General features: G+C 65.1%; 17 protein-coding genes. 12 read left to right on the plus strand and 5 right to left on the minus strand.

Features of this window, described 5'->3' with window-relative positions; translation table 11 throughout:
* The first annotated feature begins 101 nt into the window (after positions 1–101).
* From ccoN to ACV17W_RS20990, 10 genes are all read left to right on the plus strand, one after another.
* Entirely contained in the window at positions 102–1,589 is a 1,488-nt protein-coding gene (gene ccoN, locus ACV17W_RS20945; RefSeq protein WP_462594293.1) for a cytochrome-c oxidase, cbb3-type subunit I, read from the plus strand.
* A gap of 10 nt (positions 1,590–1,599) precedes the next feature.
* Complete coding sequence (gene ccoO, locus ACV17W_RS20950; protein ID WP_462594295.1) at positions 1,600–2,292, plus strand: cytochrome-c oxidase, cbb3-type subunit II; 693 nt, start codon at positions 1,600–1,602, stop codon at positions 2,290–2,292.
* 3 nt (positions 2,293–2,295) lie between these two features.
* A complete protein-coding gene (locus tag ACV17W_RS20955) occupies positions 2,296–2,463 on the plus strand; it encodes a cbb3-type cytochrome oxidase subunit 3 (protein ID WP_462594296.1) in 168 nt (55 codons plus the stop codon).
* Entirely contained in the window at positions 2,460–3,407 is a 948-nt protein-coding gene (ccoP, locus tag ACV17W_RS20960; protein ID WP_462594297.1) for a cytochrome-c oxidase, cbb3-type subunit III, read from the plus strand. Before ACV17W_RS20955 ends, ccoP begins: the two co-directional genes overlap by 4 nt.
* Positions 3,407–4,951: a cytochrome c oxidase accessory protein CcoG gene (ccoG, locus tag ACV17W_RS20965; protein ID WP_462594298.1), complete on the plus strand. Its 1,545-nt coding sequence runs from the start codon at positions 3,407–3,409 to the stop codon at positions 4,949–4,951. Before ccoP ends, ccoG begins: the two co-directional genes overlap by 1 nt.
* Positions 4,952–4,971: 20 nt before the next feature.
* A complete protein-coding gene (locus ACV17W_RS20970) occupies positions 4,972–5,214 on the plus strand; it encodes a FixH family protein (protein ID WP_462594299.1) in 243 nt (80 codons plus the stop codon).
* Between the two features lie 11 nt (positions 5,215–5,225).
* Positions 5,226–5,468, plus strand: coding sequence for a hypothetical protein (locus tag ACV17W_RS20975; protein ID WP_462594300.1), 243 nt, complete (start codon positions 5,226–5,228; stop codon positions 5,466–5,468).
* Positions 5,469–5,653: 185 nt separating this feature from the next.
* Positions 5,654–6,580, plus strand: coding sequence for an ABC transporter ATP-binding protein (locus ACV17W_RS20980; protein ID WP_462594301.1), 927 nt, complete (start codon positions 5,654–5,656; stop codon positions 6,578–6,580).
* Positions 6,577–7,338: an ABC transporter permease gene (locus ACV17W_RS20985; protein ID WP_462594302.1), complete on the plus strand. Its 762-nt coding sequence runs from the start codon at positions 6,577–6,579 to the stop codon at positions 7,336–7,338. Before ACV17W_RS20980 ends, ACV17W_RS20985 begins: the two co-directional genes overlap by 4 nt.
* Before the next feature lie 9 nt (positions 7,339–7,347).
* Positions 7,348–8,070: a haloacid dehalogenase type II gene (locus tag ACV17W_RS20990; RefSeq protein WP_462594303.1), complete on the plus strand. Its 723-nt coding sequence runs from the start codon at positions 7,348–7,350 to the stop codon at positions 8,068–8,070.
* 45 nt (positions 8,071–8,115) lie between these two features.
* On the opposite strand, the gene ACV17W_RS20995 is transcribed toward ACV17W_RS20990, so the two are convergent.
* Entirely contained in the window at positions 8,116–9,162 is a 1,047-nt protein-coding gene (locus ACV17W_RS20995) for an NADP(H)-dependent aldo-keto reductase (protein WP_462594304.1), read from the minus strand.
* 67 nt (positions 9,163–9,229) lie between these two features.
* On the opposite strand from ACV17W_RS20995, the gene ACV17W_RS21000 reads away from it, so the two are divergent.
* On the plus strand, positions 9,230–9,652 hold the full coding sequence (locus ACV17W_RS21000) for a VOC family protein (RefSeq protein ID WP_462594305.1): 423 nt from the start codon (positions 9,230–9,232) through the stop codon (positions 9,650–9,652).
* A 25-nt stretch (positions 9,653–9,677) separates the two neighbouring features.
* Here ACV17W_RS21000 and sorU read toward each other — a convergent pair whose 3' ends face one another.
* Together sorU and sorT are read right to left on the minus strand one after the other, a co-directional pair.
* The gene (gene sorU, locus ACV17W_RS21005) at positions 9,678–9,992 is read right to left on the minus strand and encodes a SorU family sulfite dehydrogenase c-type cytochrome subunit (RefSeq protein WP_462594306.1); all 315 of its coding nucleotides are present in this window, start codon (positions 9,990–9,992) and stop codon (positions 9,678–9,680) included.
* A 56-nt stretch (positions 9,993–10,048) separates the two neighbouring features.
* Positions 10,049–11,290, minus strand: coding sequence for a SorT family sulfite dehydrogenase catalytic subunit (gene sorT / locus ACV17W_RS21010; RefSeq protein WP_462594307.1), 1,242 nt, complete (start codon positions 11,288–11,290; stop codon positions 10,049–10,051).
* Positions 11,291–11,488: 198 nt separating this feature from the next.
* On the opposite strand from sorT, the gene ACV17W_RS21015 reads away from it, so the two are divergent.
* Positions 11,489–12,322, plus strand: coding sequence for a class II glutamine amidotransferase (locus ACV17W_RS21015; protein WP_462594308.1), 834 nt, complete (start codon positions 11,489–11,491; stop codon positions 12,320–12,322).
* A gap of 36 nt (positions 12,323–12,358) precedes the next feature.
* On the opposite strand, the gene trhA is transcribed toward ACV17W_RS21015, so the two are convergent.
* Positions 12,359–13,015, minus strand: coding sequence for a PAQR family membrane homeostasis protein TrhA (trhA, locus tag ACV17W_RS21020; RefSeq protein ID WP_462594309.1), 657 nt, complete (start codon positions 13,013–13,015; stop codon positions 12,359–12,361).
* Positions 13,016–13,168: 153 nt separating this feature from the next.
* The gene (locus tag ACV17W_RS21025; protein ID WP_462594310.1) at positions 13,169–13,660 is read right to left on the minus strand and encodes a VOC family protein; all 492 of its coding nucleotides are present in this window, start codon (positions 13,658–13,660) and stop codon (positions 13,169–13,171) included.

The raw sequence follows: 13,660 nt of genomic DNA on the forward strand, positions 1-13,660 counted from the left end.
CCGGCTGCTGCGTAGGATTCGTCCTACTCTTGACCAAAATCAAGACGGTCGATCGCCAGGCAGCCGATCATTCTATCTCCGCATCAACTGGGGGACAGACCATGATTGATAGCAGTAAAACTGCCGATCGACTCGAAACGTTCAACTACAAGGTCGTCAGGCAGTTTGCTGTCATGACGGTCGTCTGGGGCATTGTCGGCATGGCGGTCGGCTTGCTGATCGCCGCGCAGCTCGTCTGGCCGCAGCTCAATTTCGATATTCCATGGCTCAGCTATGGGCGCCTGCGACCGTTGCATACCAACGCGGTGATTTTCGCGTTTGGGGGCAGCGGGTTGTTTGCCACGTCTTACTACGTTGTGCAGCGCACCTGTCAGGCGCGGCTCTTCAGCGACAAGCTGGCCGCCTTCACATTCTGGGGGTGGCAGGCCGTGATCGTGGCGGCGGCCATCACGCTGCCCCTGGGCTACACCAGCAGCAAAGAATACGCGGAGCTCGAATGGCCCATCGACATCCTCATCACGCTGGTGTGGGTGGCCTATGCGGTGGTGTTCTTCGGCACCATCGTGCGGCGCCGCGCGCGGCACATCTACGTCGCCAACTGGTTTTTCGGCTCGTACATTCTCACGATTGCCATCCTGCACATCTTCAACAACATCGAGATCCCGGTGTCGCTCTGGAAGTCGTACTCGGCCTACGCCGGCGTACAGGACGCCATGGTGCAGTGGTGGTACGGCCACAACGCGGTCGGTTTCTTCCTGACCACGAGTTTCCTGGGCATGATGTATTACTTCGTGCCCAAGCAGGCGGGCCGCCCCATCTATTCCTACCGGCTCTCCATCGTGCACTTCTGGGCGCTGGCCTTCACCTACATGTGGGCCGGGCCGCACCACCTGCTCTACACCTCGCTGCCCGACTGGACGCAATCACTGGGCATGACGTTCTCGCTGATCCTGCTGGCGCCATCCTGGGGCGGCATGATCAACGGCATCATGACGCTGCAAGGCGCCTGGCACAAACTGCGCACCGATCCCATCCTGAAGTTCATGGTCACTGCGCTGTCGTTCTACGGCATGTCCACGTTCGAAGGCTCAATGATGTCCATCCGCACGGTGAACGCGCTGTCGCACTACACCGACTGGACTGTCGGCCACGTGCACTCAGGGGCGCTGGGCTGGGTGGCCATGATTACCTTCGGCTCGCTCTATTACCTGATTCCCCGCCTGTATGGCCGCACCGACATGCACAGCACGAAGGCGGTGGAACTGCACTTCTGGGTGGCCACGCTGGGCGTAGTGCTCTACATCGCGTCCATGTGGATTGCCGGCGTGCAGCAGGGGCTGATGTGGCGCGACACCGCCGCCGACGGCACGCTGGTCTACAGCTTCGTCGAAGAACTCAAGACGCGCATGCCGTACTACCTGATCCGGTTCGTGGGCGGCGCTCTGTACCTGTCGGGCATGTTCATCATGGCCTGGAACGTCTGGATGACCCTGCGCGGACAGCGCGCGGTCAACCCGGCCATCCCGGCCGAGCAGCCGCAGCCTCGCGCTGTTTCCGCGCCTGCCACCGCCCAGCCCGCCCTTGCCTGACGAGAATTCCATGGCCAACAAGCAACACGGTTTTTTTTCGCACCAGACCCTTGAGAAGAACATCGGCCTGATGATCATCGCCAGCATCCTGGTGGTGTCGTTCGCCGGCCTGGTCCAGATCATCCCGCTGTTTTTCCAGCACTCCACCACCGAGGCGGCGCCCGGCATCGAGCCGTACAGCGCGCTGCGGCTGATGGGCCGAGACGTGTACATCCGCGAAGGCTGCGTGGGCTGTCACTCGCAGCAGGTTCGCATGCTGCAGGCAGAGGTGCAGCGCTATGGGCCCTATTCCGAAGCGGCCGAGTCCGTGTACGACCATCCCTTCCTTTGGGGTTCCAAGCGTACCGGGCCCGATCTGGCGCGCGTCGGCGGGCGCTATTCCGACATATGGCACCGCATACATCTGCGCGATCCGCGTCTGGTGGTGCCTGAATCCAACATGCCTGCCTATCCGTGGCTCGAGCACGCCCGGCTCGACGGGCAGAACGTACAAGACCGCATGCGGGCGCTGCGCAAACTGGGCGTGCCCTATACCGATGCCGACATCGACGCCGCGCCGGGCGAGATCGCCGGCAAGACCGAAGAAGACGCGCTCGTGGCCTATCTGCAGGGCCTGGGCGTGGGGCTGCGGCAGGCCCGCCAGGCCGAAGCCGAGCAGGCTCGCCAGGTGGCCGGGCAGGGCGCCGCGCCACAAGGAAACTGATCCATGCTGACTATTACAGGAATCATGACGGTCATCTCGATGGCCACCTTTCTGGGCATTGTCTGGTGGGCGTACTCGCGCGGCCGCCAGCGCGCCAACCAGGAATCGGCCATGCTGCCGTTCGCACTGCCCGATGAAACCGGACCCGCAAAAGGAGCAACGCGGACATGAGCGATTTCAGCCACGCATTCTTCGGCTACTTCATCGCCTTCATCGCACTGGGCGGCATCGCCTGGTGCCTCTGGCTGCTGTACACGCAGCGGCGCTGGCTGGGCAAGCCGGCCGCGGCCACCGGCGAAGACACCGGTCATGTCTGGGATGAAGACCTCACCGAACTCAACAATCCGGTGCCACGCTGGTGGACCTGGATGTACCTGCTGCTCTGTGCGTTCGCGGTCGGCTATCTGGTGCTGATGCCCGGCCTGGGCATGTTCAAGGGGGCGCTGGGCTATACCACCGCCGACGAGGTCCGCCGCGACCAGGTGCAGCTGGCCGAGCAGGTAAAGCCCGTATACGCGCGTTTTGCCACGATGTCGGTGCCCGACATTGCCGGCGACGCCGCGGCACGCCAGATCGGCGAGCGCCTGTTCCTCAACACTTGCGCGCAGTGCCACGGATCCGACGCGCGCGGTTCGCGCAGTTTTCCCAACCTGACCGACTCTGACTGGCTGTACGGCGGCACGCCTGAAGCCATCCAGCAGACCATCACCCAGGGCCGGCACGGCATCATGCCCCCCTGGAAGGGCACCATCGACCCTGCCGCGGCCAGCGACACGGCGCACTATGTGCGGTCGCTGTCGAAGCTCGCTGCCGACCCGCTGAAAGTGCTGCGCGGACAGCGGACCTACGCCGCCTACTGCGTCGCCTGCCATGGTGTGGACGGCAAGGGCAACCAGCTGCTCGGCGCGCCCAATCTCACCGACGGGGTGTGGCTGTATGGCAGTTCCGAAGCGTCCATCGTGCAAGCCATCCTGGAAGGCCGCGACAACAGCATGCCGGCGCACGACACGATTCTGACGCCTGACCAGATCCGCATCCTGACCGCCTGGGTATGGGGCTTGTCCAACAGCACGTCTGCCACGCCCGGCGCAACCCTGACCACCCAGGAGCGTTAATGTCATTGCGCGACGGCGGCGAACCCTCTGAACCTGCCGGCGGAGTACCGTCGGGCGGCGATCCGTCGGGCGGCGATCCGTCGGGCGGCGTACCGCCACCCTGGAGGCCGCACCCCTCGGCCACCGGGCGCTCTCCGGGCGCTGATTCGATCGAAGTCGCGCTGGCCGATGTGCGCGGCAAGATCTACCCCCGGTCGGTCAGCGGCGTGTTTGCCCGCTGGAGGGTGGTGTTCGTCTTCCTGACCCAGCTGGTGTTCTATGGCCTGCCTTGGCTGGAGTGGCAGGGGCGGCAGGCGGTGTTGTTCGACCTGGGCGCACGCAAGTTCTATCTTTTCGGACTGGTGCTCTGGCCGCAAGACTTCATTTACCTGGCCGTGCTGCTGGTGATCTCCGCGCTGGCGCTGTTCCTGTTCACGGCCGTCGCGGGACGCCTGTTCTGCGGATACGCCTGCCCCCAGACGGTGTACACCGAGATATTCATGTGGATCGAGCGCAAGGTCGAGGGCGACCGGCTGGCGCGCATCCGGCTCGACGAATCTCCGTGGACAGCGCGCAAGCTGCGCCTGAAGCTGACCAAGCATGCGCTCTGGATCCTGGTGGCGTGGTGGACGGGCTATACCTTCATCGGGTACTTCGCCCCGATCCAGGACCTTGCCCAAGACCTGCTTGCGCTGCGGCTCGGCCCCTGGCAGTGGTTCTGGATGCTGTTCTACGGCTTCGCCACCTGGGGCAATGCCGGCTTCATGCGGGAATCCGTCTGCAAGTACATGTGTCCGTACGCGCGCTTCCAGAGCGTGATGGTCGACCCGGACACTTTCGTGGTCACCTACGATCACGGACGGGGCGAGCCGCGCGGCGGCCGTTCGCGAAAGATCGACTACAAGGCCGCCGGTATGGGCGACTGCGTCGATTGCAGCCTTTGCGTGCAAGTCTGCCCCACGGGCATCGACATCCGCGACGGCCTGCAGTACCTGTGCATCGGATGCGGCGCCTGCATCGACGCCTGCGACCAGGTCATGAGCAAGATGAAATACCCCAAGGGGCTCATCCGCTATGCGTCGCAGCGCGCGGTCGAACAGGGCTGGCCGCCGCGCAAGGCCCGGGCCCGCCTGCTGCGCCCCAGAGTGCTGGCCTACGCGGGTGTGATCCTGGCATTGTCGGCGGCCTTCGTGACCACGCTGGCCCTGCGCAACCCTCTTCGGGTCGATGTGATCCGCGATCGTGGCGTGCTGGCGCGCGAAGTGCCGGGGGGCATCATTGAAAACGTGTATCGCCTGCAGCTCATCAACACTTCCGAGTCATCCCTGGTGCTGCAACTGCGGGCAACGGGGCTGCCTGGCATGGCCTTGCGCGCCGAGCGCCAGGACGCCCAGGCCATTGCGCTCGAACCCTATGCCAACAAGCTGGTGCCGGTGGTCATACGCGTGCCCGCGGGGGCGGCCGAGCCCGGCGCGCATTCCATCGTGGTGCAGGCGCGCGCCCGCGACGAAAACGGCAGCGCAGTGAGCCGCGACGAACCCGCCAGCTTCTACTTGCCCGAATGAATCCTTTTCCGGAGCACTGCATGAGCCCATCCGCACCTTCCGAAGCCCGGCCGCCCAGCCGCTGGTACCGTGAACCCTGGCCCTGGTTTCTCATGGCCGGCCCATTTCTGGCCATGCTGGGCTGCGTCATCACCATTTACCTGGCCGTCACCCGCTTCGATGGTCAGGCCATTGCTGACGGTGCCGTCAAGCGGGGGTTGCTGGTGGAACGAACCCAGCCGCCGGTGGCCGACGTGGCCGCGCCCGCGGCGGCGCGGCCCTGATGGAGGCCAACATGGTGGGACGCCTGCTGATGTGCGTACTTTGGCCGTCGTTCCTGGCGGCGGGCGTGGGGGGCGGGGTGATCTTCGCCCTCATCGATCCGCTGGACGTCCTGGTGCTGGGGCGCATGCCGGTGGGCCGCATGGCTTTTTACACCGTATCTTTCTTCGTCCTGTGGTCGATTGCCGCGACCGCCAGCGCGCTGACGGCCTGGTTGACGCCCGTCGGCCACGAAGAAGACCCCGACGATCTGTAGCCGCCCGCCGGCGCGGCCCGCGCGGCGGCTGACCAACGGCCCGGCGCGACCGGCCGGCCAAGTCTGGCGCACTTACATACTGCTGAAGATGGCGCGTCAATGGAACAATGTTGTGCTGCAGGCGGAATGATCCCGGCATGTCAGAGCAAGTAGAATGAAAATTCCAACGCCACACCGAGGTTCGCGTGCAGCCCGTCATTTCCGTGCAGGGCCTGTCCAAGACGTATGCGTCGGGACACCAGGCCCTGAAGAACATCAATCTGGATATCTACCGCGGCGAAATCTTCGCCCTGCTGGGCCCGAATGGGGCCGGCAAGACCACCCTGATCAGCATCATCTGCGGCATTGTGAATCCCGGGCAGGGTACCGTGCTCGCCGACGGGCACGACATCGTGGCCGATTTCCGGGCGGCGCGTTCGCGCATCGGTCTGGTGCCACAGGAAATCTCAACCGACTCTTTCGAGAACGTGTGGAACACCGTGACGTTCAGCCGGGGCCTGTTCGGCAAGCCGGCGAACCCCGCGTATATCGAGAAGGTCCTGCGCGAGCTTTCACTGTGGGACAAGAAAGACACCCGGATCATGGCGCTGTCGGGCGGCATGAAGCGCCGCGTGATGATCGCCAAGGCCCTGTCGCACGAGCCGCAGATACTGTTCCTGGACGAGCCCACGGCGGGTGTCGACGTGGAACTGCGGCGCGGTATGTGGGACATGGTGCGGCGCCTGCGTGACAACGGCGTCACCATCATCCTCACCACGCACTACATCGAAGAAGCGCAGGAAATGGCTGATCGTATCGGCGTGATCAGCAAGGGCGAAATCATCCTGGTGGAAGAAAAGCATGCGCTGATGAAGAAACTGGGCAAGCGCCAGCTGGCGCTGACCCTGAAGGCGCCGCTGGATGCGGTGCCGCATGGCCTTGCGCCCTACGCCCTGGAGCTGTCCGACGATGGCCATGTCCTGGTGTACACCTATGACAATCAGCAGGGAGGCGGCGAGATCGCGCGTCTGCTGCGGCAGCTGGACGAAGCCGGTATCGAGTTCACCGACCTGAGTTCGTCGGAAAGCTCGCTGGAAGAAATCTTCGTCAACCTCGTGAGTGCGCAGCCATGAACTTCCATGCCATACGCGCCATCTACTTGTTCGAAATGGCGCGCGCCTGGCGCACGCTGATGCAAAGCGTGGCCTCGCCTGTGATTTCCACGGCGCTTTATTTCGTGGTGTTCGGGTCCGCCATCGGGTCTCACATGGTACAGATCGAAGGCGTCAGTTATGGGGCCTTCATCGTGCCGGGCATGATCATGCTGTCGCTGCTCACCCAGAGCGTGGCCAATGCCTCGTTTGGCATCTATATGCCGCGTTTCTCGGGCACCATCTATGAGATCCATTCCGCGCCCATTTCCTACGTCGAGATCGTCATCGGCTACGTCGGAGCCGCCGCCAGCAAATCCGTCATCCTGGGCCTGATCACGCTGGCCACTGCGCGCCTGTTCGTCGATTTTCACATCGAGCACCCGTTCTGGATGATGGGTTTCCTGTTGCTGACATCGATTACGTTCAGTCTGTTCGGATTCATCATCGGCGTGTGGGCCGACGGGTTTGAAAAGCTGCAGATCATTCCGCTGATGATCATCACGCCGCTGACCTTCCTGGGGGGTACGTTCTACTCCATCAACATGCTGCCGCCCGTGTGGCAGACCGTGACGCTGTTCAATCCGGTGGTCTACCTGGTGAGCGGTTTCCGCTGGAGCTTCTACGGCATCTCCGACGTCAGCCTGGGCATCAGCCTGGGCATGACGCTGGCCTTCCTCGCCGCGTGCCTGGTCGCGGTGCGCTGGATCTTCAAGACGGGTTATCGGCTCAAGACCTAGGAGACGCACATGGCTTGGCACGAGGTAGAAGCGCTGGTATTCGATGTGTTCGGCACGGTGGTCGACTGGCGCAGCGGCGTCGCGCGCGCCGCCGAACCTTTCCTGGCCAGGCATGCGCCTGGCGCCGTGGACGCGGCGGCGTTTGCGGCTGCCTGGCGCCGCCATTATTCGCCTTCCATGGAGGCCGTGCGCAGCGGCCGGCGCCCGTTCGTGCGGCTGGACGTACTGCACCGGGAAAACCTCGAGCTTGCCCTGCGGGAGGTGGGCGTCGATCCCGCCGCGGTCCCGGCCACTGAACTCGATGCGCTGAACCTGGCATGGCATCGGCTGGACCCCTGGCCCGACTCGGTGGCCGCCCTGACCCGCCTGAAGGCGCGCTACATCATTGCGCCGCTGTCCAACGGCAACATCCGCCTGATGCTGGACATGGCCAAGCGGGCTGGCCTGCCCTGGGATGCCATCTTGGGTGCCGAAGTGGCGCAGGCCTACAAGCCCACGCCGCAGGCCTATTTGCGCACGGCCGAGGTGCTGGGGCTGGCACCGGCGCGGATCTGCATGGTGGCCGCGCACAATAACGACCTGGCCGCCGCGCGGCAATGCGGTCTGAAAACCGCCTTCATACGACGTCCCGACGAACACGGGCCCGGTCAGACCAGCGACCTGCACCCCGAGCAAGAGTGGGATGCGGTTGCCGACGATATGGGCGCACTGGCGGACGTGCTGCTGCGCTAGGATGCCGCCCGCCGCGCGCAGACGGCCCCGGGATGTCTACGGCCGTCAGGGCGCCGGGTTGGGGTTCTGGTTGTGGATGGCGTCGATCGCTTCCAGCAAGGCCGGCGATAGCGTCACATCGACGCTGTCGATGTTCTCTTTGAGCTGATCCAGATTGGTGGCACCGATCAGGTTGCTGGCCACCGACGGCTGCTGGTTGACCCAGGCCAGCGCCAGATGCACCGGTGAGATCCCGTGGTCCCGCGCCAACTGTACATACTGCCGGGTGGCGGCTTCGGACCGTTCGCTGCTGTAGCGAGTGAATCGCGTGAACAAGGTCAGGCGTGCGCCGGCCGGCCGGGCTCCATCGAGGTATTTGCCCGCCAGTACGCCCATGGCCAACGGCGAGTACGCGAGCAGACTCACCTGCTCGCGATGGGTAAACTCCGACAAACCGCTTTCGTAGGTGCGATTCAGCAAGCTGTACGGGTTCTGGATCGAGTCGATGCGCGGCAGGCCGAGCACCTCGGCATGCTTCAGAAACTGCGCCACACCCCACGGCGTTTCATTGGACACTCCAATGTGGCGCACTTTGCCTTCGCGCACGAAGTCCTGCAGCACTTCGAGCGTTTCCTGGATGGGCACGCTGTGTTCGTCATCCACCCAGGGGTAGGCGCGTCCGAACGTGGCCGTGGTGCGGTCGGGCCAGTGCAACTGGTAGATGTCGAGGTAGTCCGTCTGCAGGCGCTTGAGGCTGGCGTCCAGAGCTGCCGTCAGGTTCTTGCGGTCAAGGAAGGTCTTGCCATCGCGGATGTGGCTCGGGCGCTTGGCGTCGCGCACCGGGCCGGCAACCTTGCTGGCCAGCACGATGTCGTTGCGGCGGCCGGTTCTGGCCAGCCAGGTGCCGATAAAGCTCTCGGTCCGGCCCTGGGTTTCAGGCTTGGGCGGCACCGGATACATTTCCGCGGCGTCTACCAGATTGATCCCGCGCGACAATGCATAATCGAGCTGCTGATGAGCCTCGGCTTCAGTGTTTTGTTCGCCCCAGGTCATGGTGCCCAGACCAATCAGGCTGACTTCCGTGTCGGTACGGCCGAGTTTGCGGTATTTCAATGCGGACTCCGTTGAAATTGACTGTGGGTTTGATGTTACTACCGACACGCCGCCTTCCGGAGCCACTATGAAGCCACGTATCACCCTGATCACCCTGGGCGTTGACGATCTGGACCGCGCCGTGCGTTTCTACCGCGACGGGCTGGGCCTGGTCACGCCGGGCATCGTGGGCGCCGAGTTCGAGCACGGCGCCGTCGCCTTCTTCGACTTGCAGCCGGGACTGAAGCTGGCAGTCTGGCCGCGCGCCAGCCTGGCCCGCGACAGCTGGGTTTCCGCGGGGCCGCGCAGCCCGGCCGAGTTTTCGCTGGCGCATAACGTGGCCGACCAGGGCGAGGTGGACCGCGTCTTGCAACAGGCACAGGAGGCGGGCGGCACCATCACCAAGCCGGCGGCCGCCACCTTCTGGGGCGGTTATGCGGGCTACTTCCAGGACCCCGACGGCCACTTGTGGGAAGTGGCCTGGAATCCGCAGTTGTTGCCGCCAGACTGAGGCAAGGACTCGCCGCCCGGCCGCCCTATGGCTGGGCGCCGGTGGCGGAAGCCACATACTCGGCCAGCAGCTGCACGTCGGCATCGCTGAGCGCATCGAACGCGGGCATGACTCCGATGCCCTGGCGCACCGCCTGGGCGACGCGCGCCGCGTCCGGCTTGAGTTCGTCCAGGTCGGGGCCGATGGTTCCGGCCGCACCGGCATCGGCCAGCGTATGACAGACGGCACAGGCCGGCGCCGAGGTCTTGGTGAACAGCACGCGGCCGGCCTCTGCATTTGCCGGTTCGGCCGCGCCGGCCACGACCACGTACCCGCTGGTTGCCGCCGCGATGGCAAGCATGCGCCATGGCGCGAGGCGGCCGCACCGCGGCCGCAAAGACTTCCTGCGCGTCATGCTTACGACACCATGACCTTCAGCGCGTGGTCGCGCCAGCTGGAATTCAGATAGCCGCGCACGTTCTCCAGGCGTTCCTCGACCTGGACGTTGCCCTCGGTGTCTTCCACGCGGCTGGCCAGAATGTGCTCACCCGCCGGCAGGTCCACCGCCAGGGCGAACTGGCGCCAGGCGTACCTGCCGAGGTCGGGTCCGACCAGGCTGGCCTGCTTCCAGGTCTTGCCTCCGTCGATAGACACGTCGACCCGCTTCACGGCATGCATGCCTCCGAACGCCACCCCCCGCACCAACTGCCTGCCCGCCTTGACGGCTGCGCCGTCGGCGCCGGGCGCCGTCACCCATGACTTCGGTTCCATGGCCCAGGCCGAAGGATGCTCGGGCCCCGGCTTCGCGTCGAGCGGCGCGATGCGGTAGCTGCTCTGCTGGATCTTCGCGGGGCTCTGCTCGGCGGTGAAGGCAAGGCGGTTGACGTACTTGACGTTGTTCACGCCGGTATAGCCTGGCACGATCAGTCGCAGCGGCCCGCCGTGCGCCAGCGACAGGGGCTCGTTGTTCATCTCCCAGGCCAGCATGGCGTCTTGCATTGCCTCGCGCGGTACTGAGCGCTCGACGAGCACCGTGTTGGGGTCGAGGCCGTCGGGCAGTTTCTCACCGCCGGTGCCCGTCATGTACTTGGGATCGCCTTCGATGCCGCCCAGGTGATCGACCAGTACGCGCACGGGCAGGCCCGTCCAGAGCACGCAGCCGGCCGCGCCGACTTCCCATTGGGTGCCGCTGGGCTTGTGCGGGAAGAACCCGCGGCCATTGCCCGAGCATTGCAGCACGGTGGCCATGGTCTCCACGCCCAGCGTCTTGAGTTCGCCGACCGTGAGTGTGCGGCCCTGTTTCACGCCCTGGATCTCGATGGTCCAGGCATCGCGGTCGTCGAGGACGGACGCGTCCGGTGGCGGCAGGTTATTGCGCACATACAGCTCGCGCGCAGGCGTGATGAGCCCGTCGCCAAAAGCGCCGCGGCGCGTTTCAATGGTGTTGGCGCTGTGCACGATGACGCTTTCGGCGTCTTTCCATGCAGCGTAGGCCGGCAGGGGCTTGCCGGTGGCTGCCGCCGCGGGGGCCGAACTCGTGGCCGCGCCCGCGGCGCTGGCGCGCGCCATGCCGGACGCGCCCAGGCCGGCGGCGGCCAGCGCGCCGGCGCTGCCGGCCAGCAGCCGACGACGTGCGGGGTTGTGCAGGGGTGTCTCCATCTTGGCTCTCCGGTTGCTGCGCTGTGCCATGGCACGCGCAGGTTGTCATCTTGGTGCGCCGGCTGGCGCCTGCAGTTATGCTGATACCTGCCTGCCATCATCGGCAAAGCGGGTTGATATGTCAATCGGTTGTATCGCTGCGCAACTGCCAGCCAGATTGGTTATATAACCTCTGCAATCCCTGACTGGAGCATGCCCATGTGCCGATGGTTAGCGTATACCGGAAGCCCCATGCAACTCGAAACCGTGATATTCAAGGCACGGCATTCGCTAATTGACCAGAGCCTGCATTCGCGGCTGGGCGCCACGACCACCAACGGCGACGGTTTCGGCGTGGGCTGGTACAGCCACGACCCTGCAGAGCTGCCGTTTCGCTACCGCAGCATCCATCCGGCCTGGAACGATCGCAATCTGCGCGAAGCGGCTCGCGCCATTCATGCGCCGCTGTTCGTGGCCCATATACGCGCGGCCACCGACACCCCCGCGCAGGAAACCAATTGCCACCCTTTTCGCCACGGCCGATGGCTGTTCGTGCACAACGGGCTCATACGCAACTACCCGCAATTGCGGCGCGATCTGATGCTCCAGATCGCGCCGCAGTATTTCGCGTCGCTGGAAGGGTCCACGGACTCGGAAGTGATGTTCCTGCTGGCCCTGAGCCTGGGGCTGGAAACCGAGCCGGTCGCTGCCTTGCAACGCATGGCCGGCGTCATTGAAGATGCGGGGCATCGGCATGGCGTTGAACATCCGCTGAACATGACAGTATGCGTGCTCGACGGACAGCACCTGATTGCCGTGCGTTATTCGAGCGAGCGCAATTCGCGCTCATTGTTCCACAGTACTGACGTGCGCCACCTGAAGCATCTGTATCCGGACGAACCACGCATCGCCGCACTGAATGATGACGCGTACCTGTTGCTGTCGGAGCCGCTGATCGAGCTGCCCGGCGCCTGGGAAGAAGTACCCGAGGGCACCGCCATCGTGGCGGGCGCGGGGCAGGTGCGGCACTATCAGTTCGCGCCTGATCGGTGAGGGCACGGCTGGCACAGGCGGTACCGCCGGGCGACCCTAGGCGGCGATCGGCACTGCGTACCAGAGTGCCGCGAAAAAGTGGCAGGCCGTTCCCGCCAGCACGAACAGATGCCAGACGAAATGCGCATAGCGCCAGCGCGAGTCGTACACAAAGAACAGCACGCCGCCGGTGTAGGCCAGGCCGCCGGCCAGCAGCAGCCATAACCCGCTGGCCGGCACGCGTTCGAGTGCCGGCTCGACGGCAATGGCCACCAGCCAGCCCATCGCCAGGTACAGCCCGGTGGACAGGGCCGGCCGGTTCAGGCGGCGACTGGCTTTCAGAGCGACCCCCACGCCGGCCATTGCCCAGACCAGGCATAGCAGCGTCCATCCCCAGGGGCCGCGCAAGGGGCCGAGGGTGAAGGGCGTGTACGTGCCCGCGATCAGCAGGTAGATGGCGGAATGGTCGAGCACGTTGAAGATCTGCTTGGCCCGGCCCCTGGGAAGGGCGTGATACAGGGCAGAAGCCAGATACAGTAGGCACATGCTGGCCGCGAAGACGGCGGTGCCGGCGATCAGCGCGGGGTCACCATGGCGGACGGTGCCGACGATGAGCAGCGGGGCGGCCAGCAGGGCGGCCAAGGCGCCCACGCCATGGCTGACGCTGTTGGCGATTTCTTCGCCGAGGGTCTGCGGTCGGTCGGTGGAGTTCATGAGGCGTGGGGCCGGGCTGAGTGCGACAGCTCACCTTAGGCGCGCTGGCACGCAAATTCAAGCAGCGCCCGGCGGGCGCTTGATGCATTGCAAAACTCCGGCGCCGACGGCGCGCCTGAACGGGACACGCCGGTGCGCCGGGTCTGCCGCGGCTCAGTCGGGCTGGCAGGCGTGGCTGCCGTCCTGCGCGAACGCAGCCTGCATGTTGGCGCGGATCTGCTCGGTGCTCAGGTCTTGCTGATGCGTGGCGACCGACCACTTGTGCCCGAGGGGATCGGTGAGCTGTCCGTAACGGTCACCCCAGAACATGTCGGCCGGCGGCATCGTGATGGTGGCTCCAGCCGCGCGCGCCTGTTCCATCGTGGCATCGACGTCTTCGACATACAGATGCAGATAGACCGGCGAGCCCTTCAGGGCCCGGGGACCGGCGCCGCCGCACTCGGGAAACGCGTCGGCCAGCATGAGCGCCGAGTCGCCGATACGCAGAAGCGCGTGCATGATCCTGCCGTCTGGGGCGTCCAGGCGCGCGAGTTCGACGGCGTTGAATGCCCGGACGTAGAAATCGATGGCCTGCGCGGCGCCCTCGCACATGAGATGCGGCGTCAGGGTGTGCATGGACTCGGGTATGGGTTTTACTTGGGTCAT

It is taken from the genome of Bordetella sp. MIP270_01_BMS, assembly GCF_054958705.1.

Excerpts from the sequence above, each read along its gene's own strand:
- ccoN (WP_462594293.1), top strand. The coding sequence starts at position 102 with ATGATTGATAGCAGTAAAACTGCCGATCGACTCGAAACGTTCAACTAC.
- ccoO (WP_462594295.1), top strand. The coding sequence starts at position 1,600 with ATGGCCAACAAGCAACACGGTTTTTTTTCGCACCAGACCCTTGAGAAG.
- ACV17W_RS20955 (WP_462594296.1), top strand. The coding sequence starts at position 2,296 with ATGCTGACTATTACAGGAATCATGACGGTCATCTCGATGGCCACCTTT.
- ccoP (WP_462594297.1), top strand. The coding sequence starts at position 2,460 with ATGAGCGATTTCAGCCACGCATTCTTCGGCTACTTCATCGCCTTCATC.
- ccoG (WP_462594298.1), top strand. The coding sequence starts at position 3,407 with ATGTCATTGCGCGACGGCGGCGAACCCTCTGAACCTGCCGGCGGAGTA.
- ACV17W_RS20970 (WP_462594299.1), top strand. The coding sequence starts at position 4,972 with ATGAGCCCATCCGCACCTTCCGAAGCCCGGCCGCCCAGCCGCTGGTAC.
- ACV17W_RS20975 (WP_462594300.1), top strand. The coding sequence starts at position 5,226 with ATGGTGGGACGCCTGCTGATGTGCGTACTTTGGCCGTCGTTCCTGGCG.
- ACV17W_RS20985 (WP_462594302.1), top strand. The coding sequence starts at position 6,577 with ATGAACTTCCATGCCATACGCGCCATCTACTTGTTCGAAATGGCGCGC.
- ACV17W_RS20990 (WP_462594303.1), top strand. The coding sequence starts at position 7,348 with ATGGCTTGGCACGAGGTAGAAGCGCTGGTATTCGATGTGTTCGGCACG.
- ACV17W_RS21000 (WP_462594305.1), top strand. The coding sequence starts at position 9,230 with ATGAAGCCACGTATCACCCTGATCACCCTGGGCGTTGACGATCTGGAC.
- sorU (WP_462594306.1), bottom strand. The coding sequence starts at position 9,992 with ATGCTTGCCATCGCGGCGGCAACCAGCGGGTACGTGGTCGTGGCCGGC.
- sorT (WP_462594307.1), bottom strand. The coding sequence starts at position 11,290 with ATGGAGACACCCCTGCACAACCCCGCACGTCGTCGGCTGCTGGCCGGC.
- ACV17W_RS21015 (WP_462594308.1), top strand. The coding sequence starts at position 11,489 with ATGTGCCGATGGTTAGCGTATACCGGAAGCCCCATGCAACTCGAAACC.
- trhA (WP_462594309.1), bottom strand. The coding sequence starts at position 13,015 with ATGAACTCCACCGACCGACCGCAGACCCTCGGCGAAGAAATCGCCAAC.
- ACV17W_RS21025 (WP_462594310.1), bottom strand. The coding sequence starts at position 13,660 with ATGACCCAAGTAAAACCCATACCCGAGTCCATGCACACCCTGACGCCG.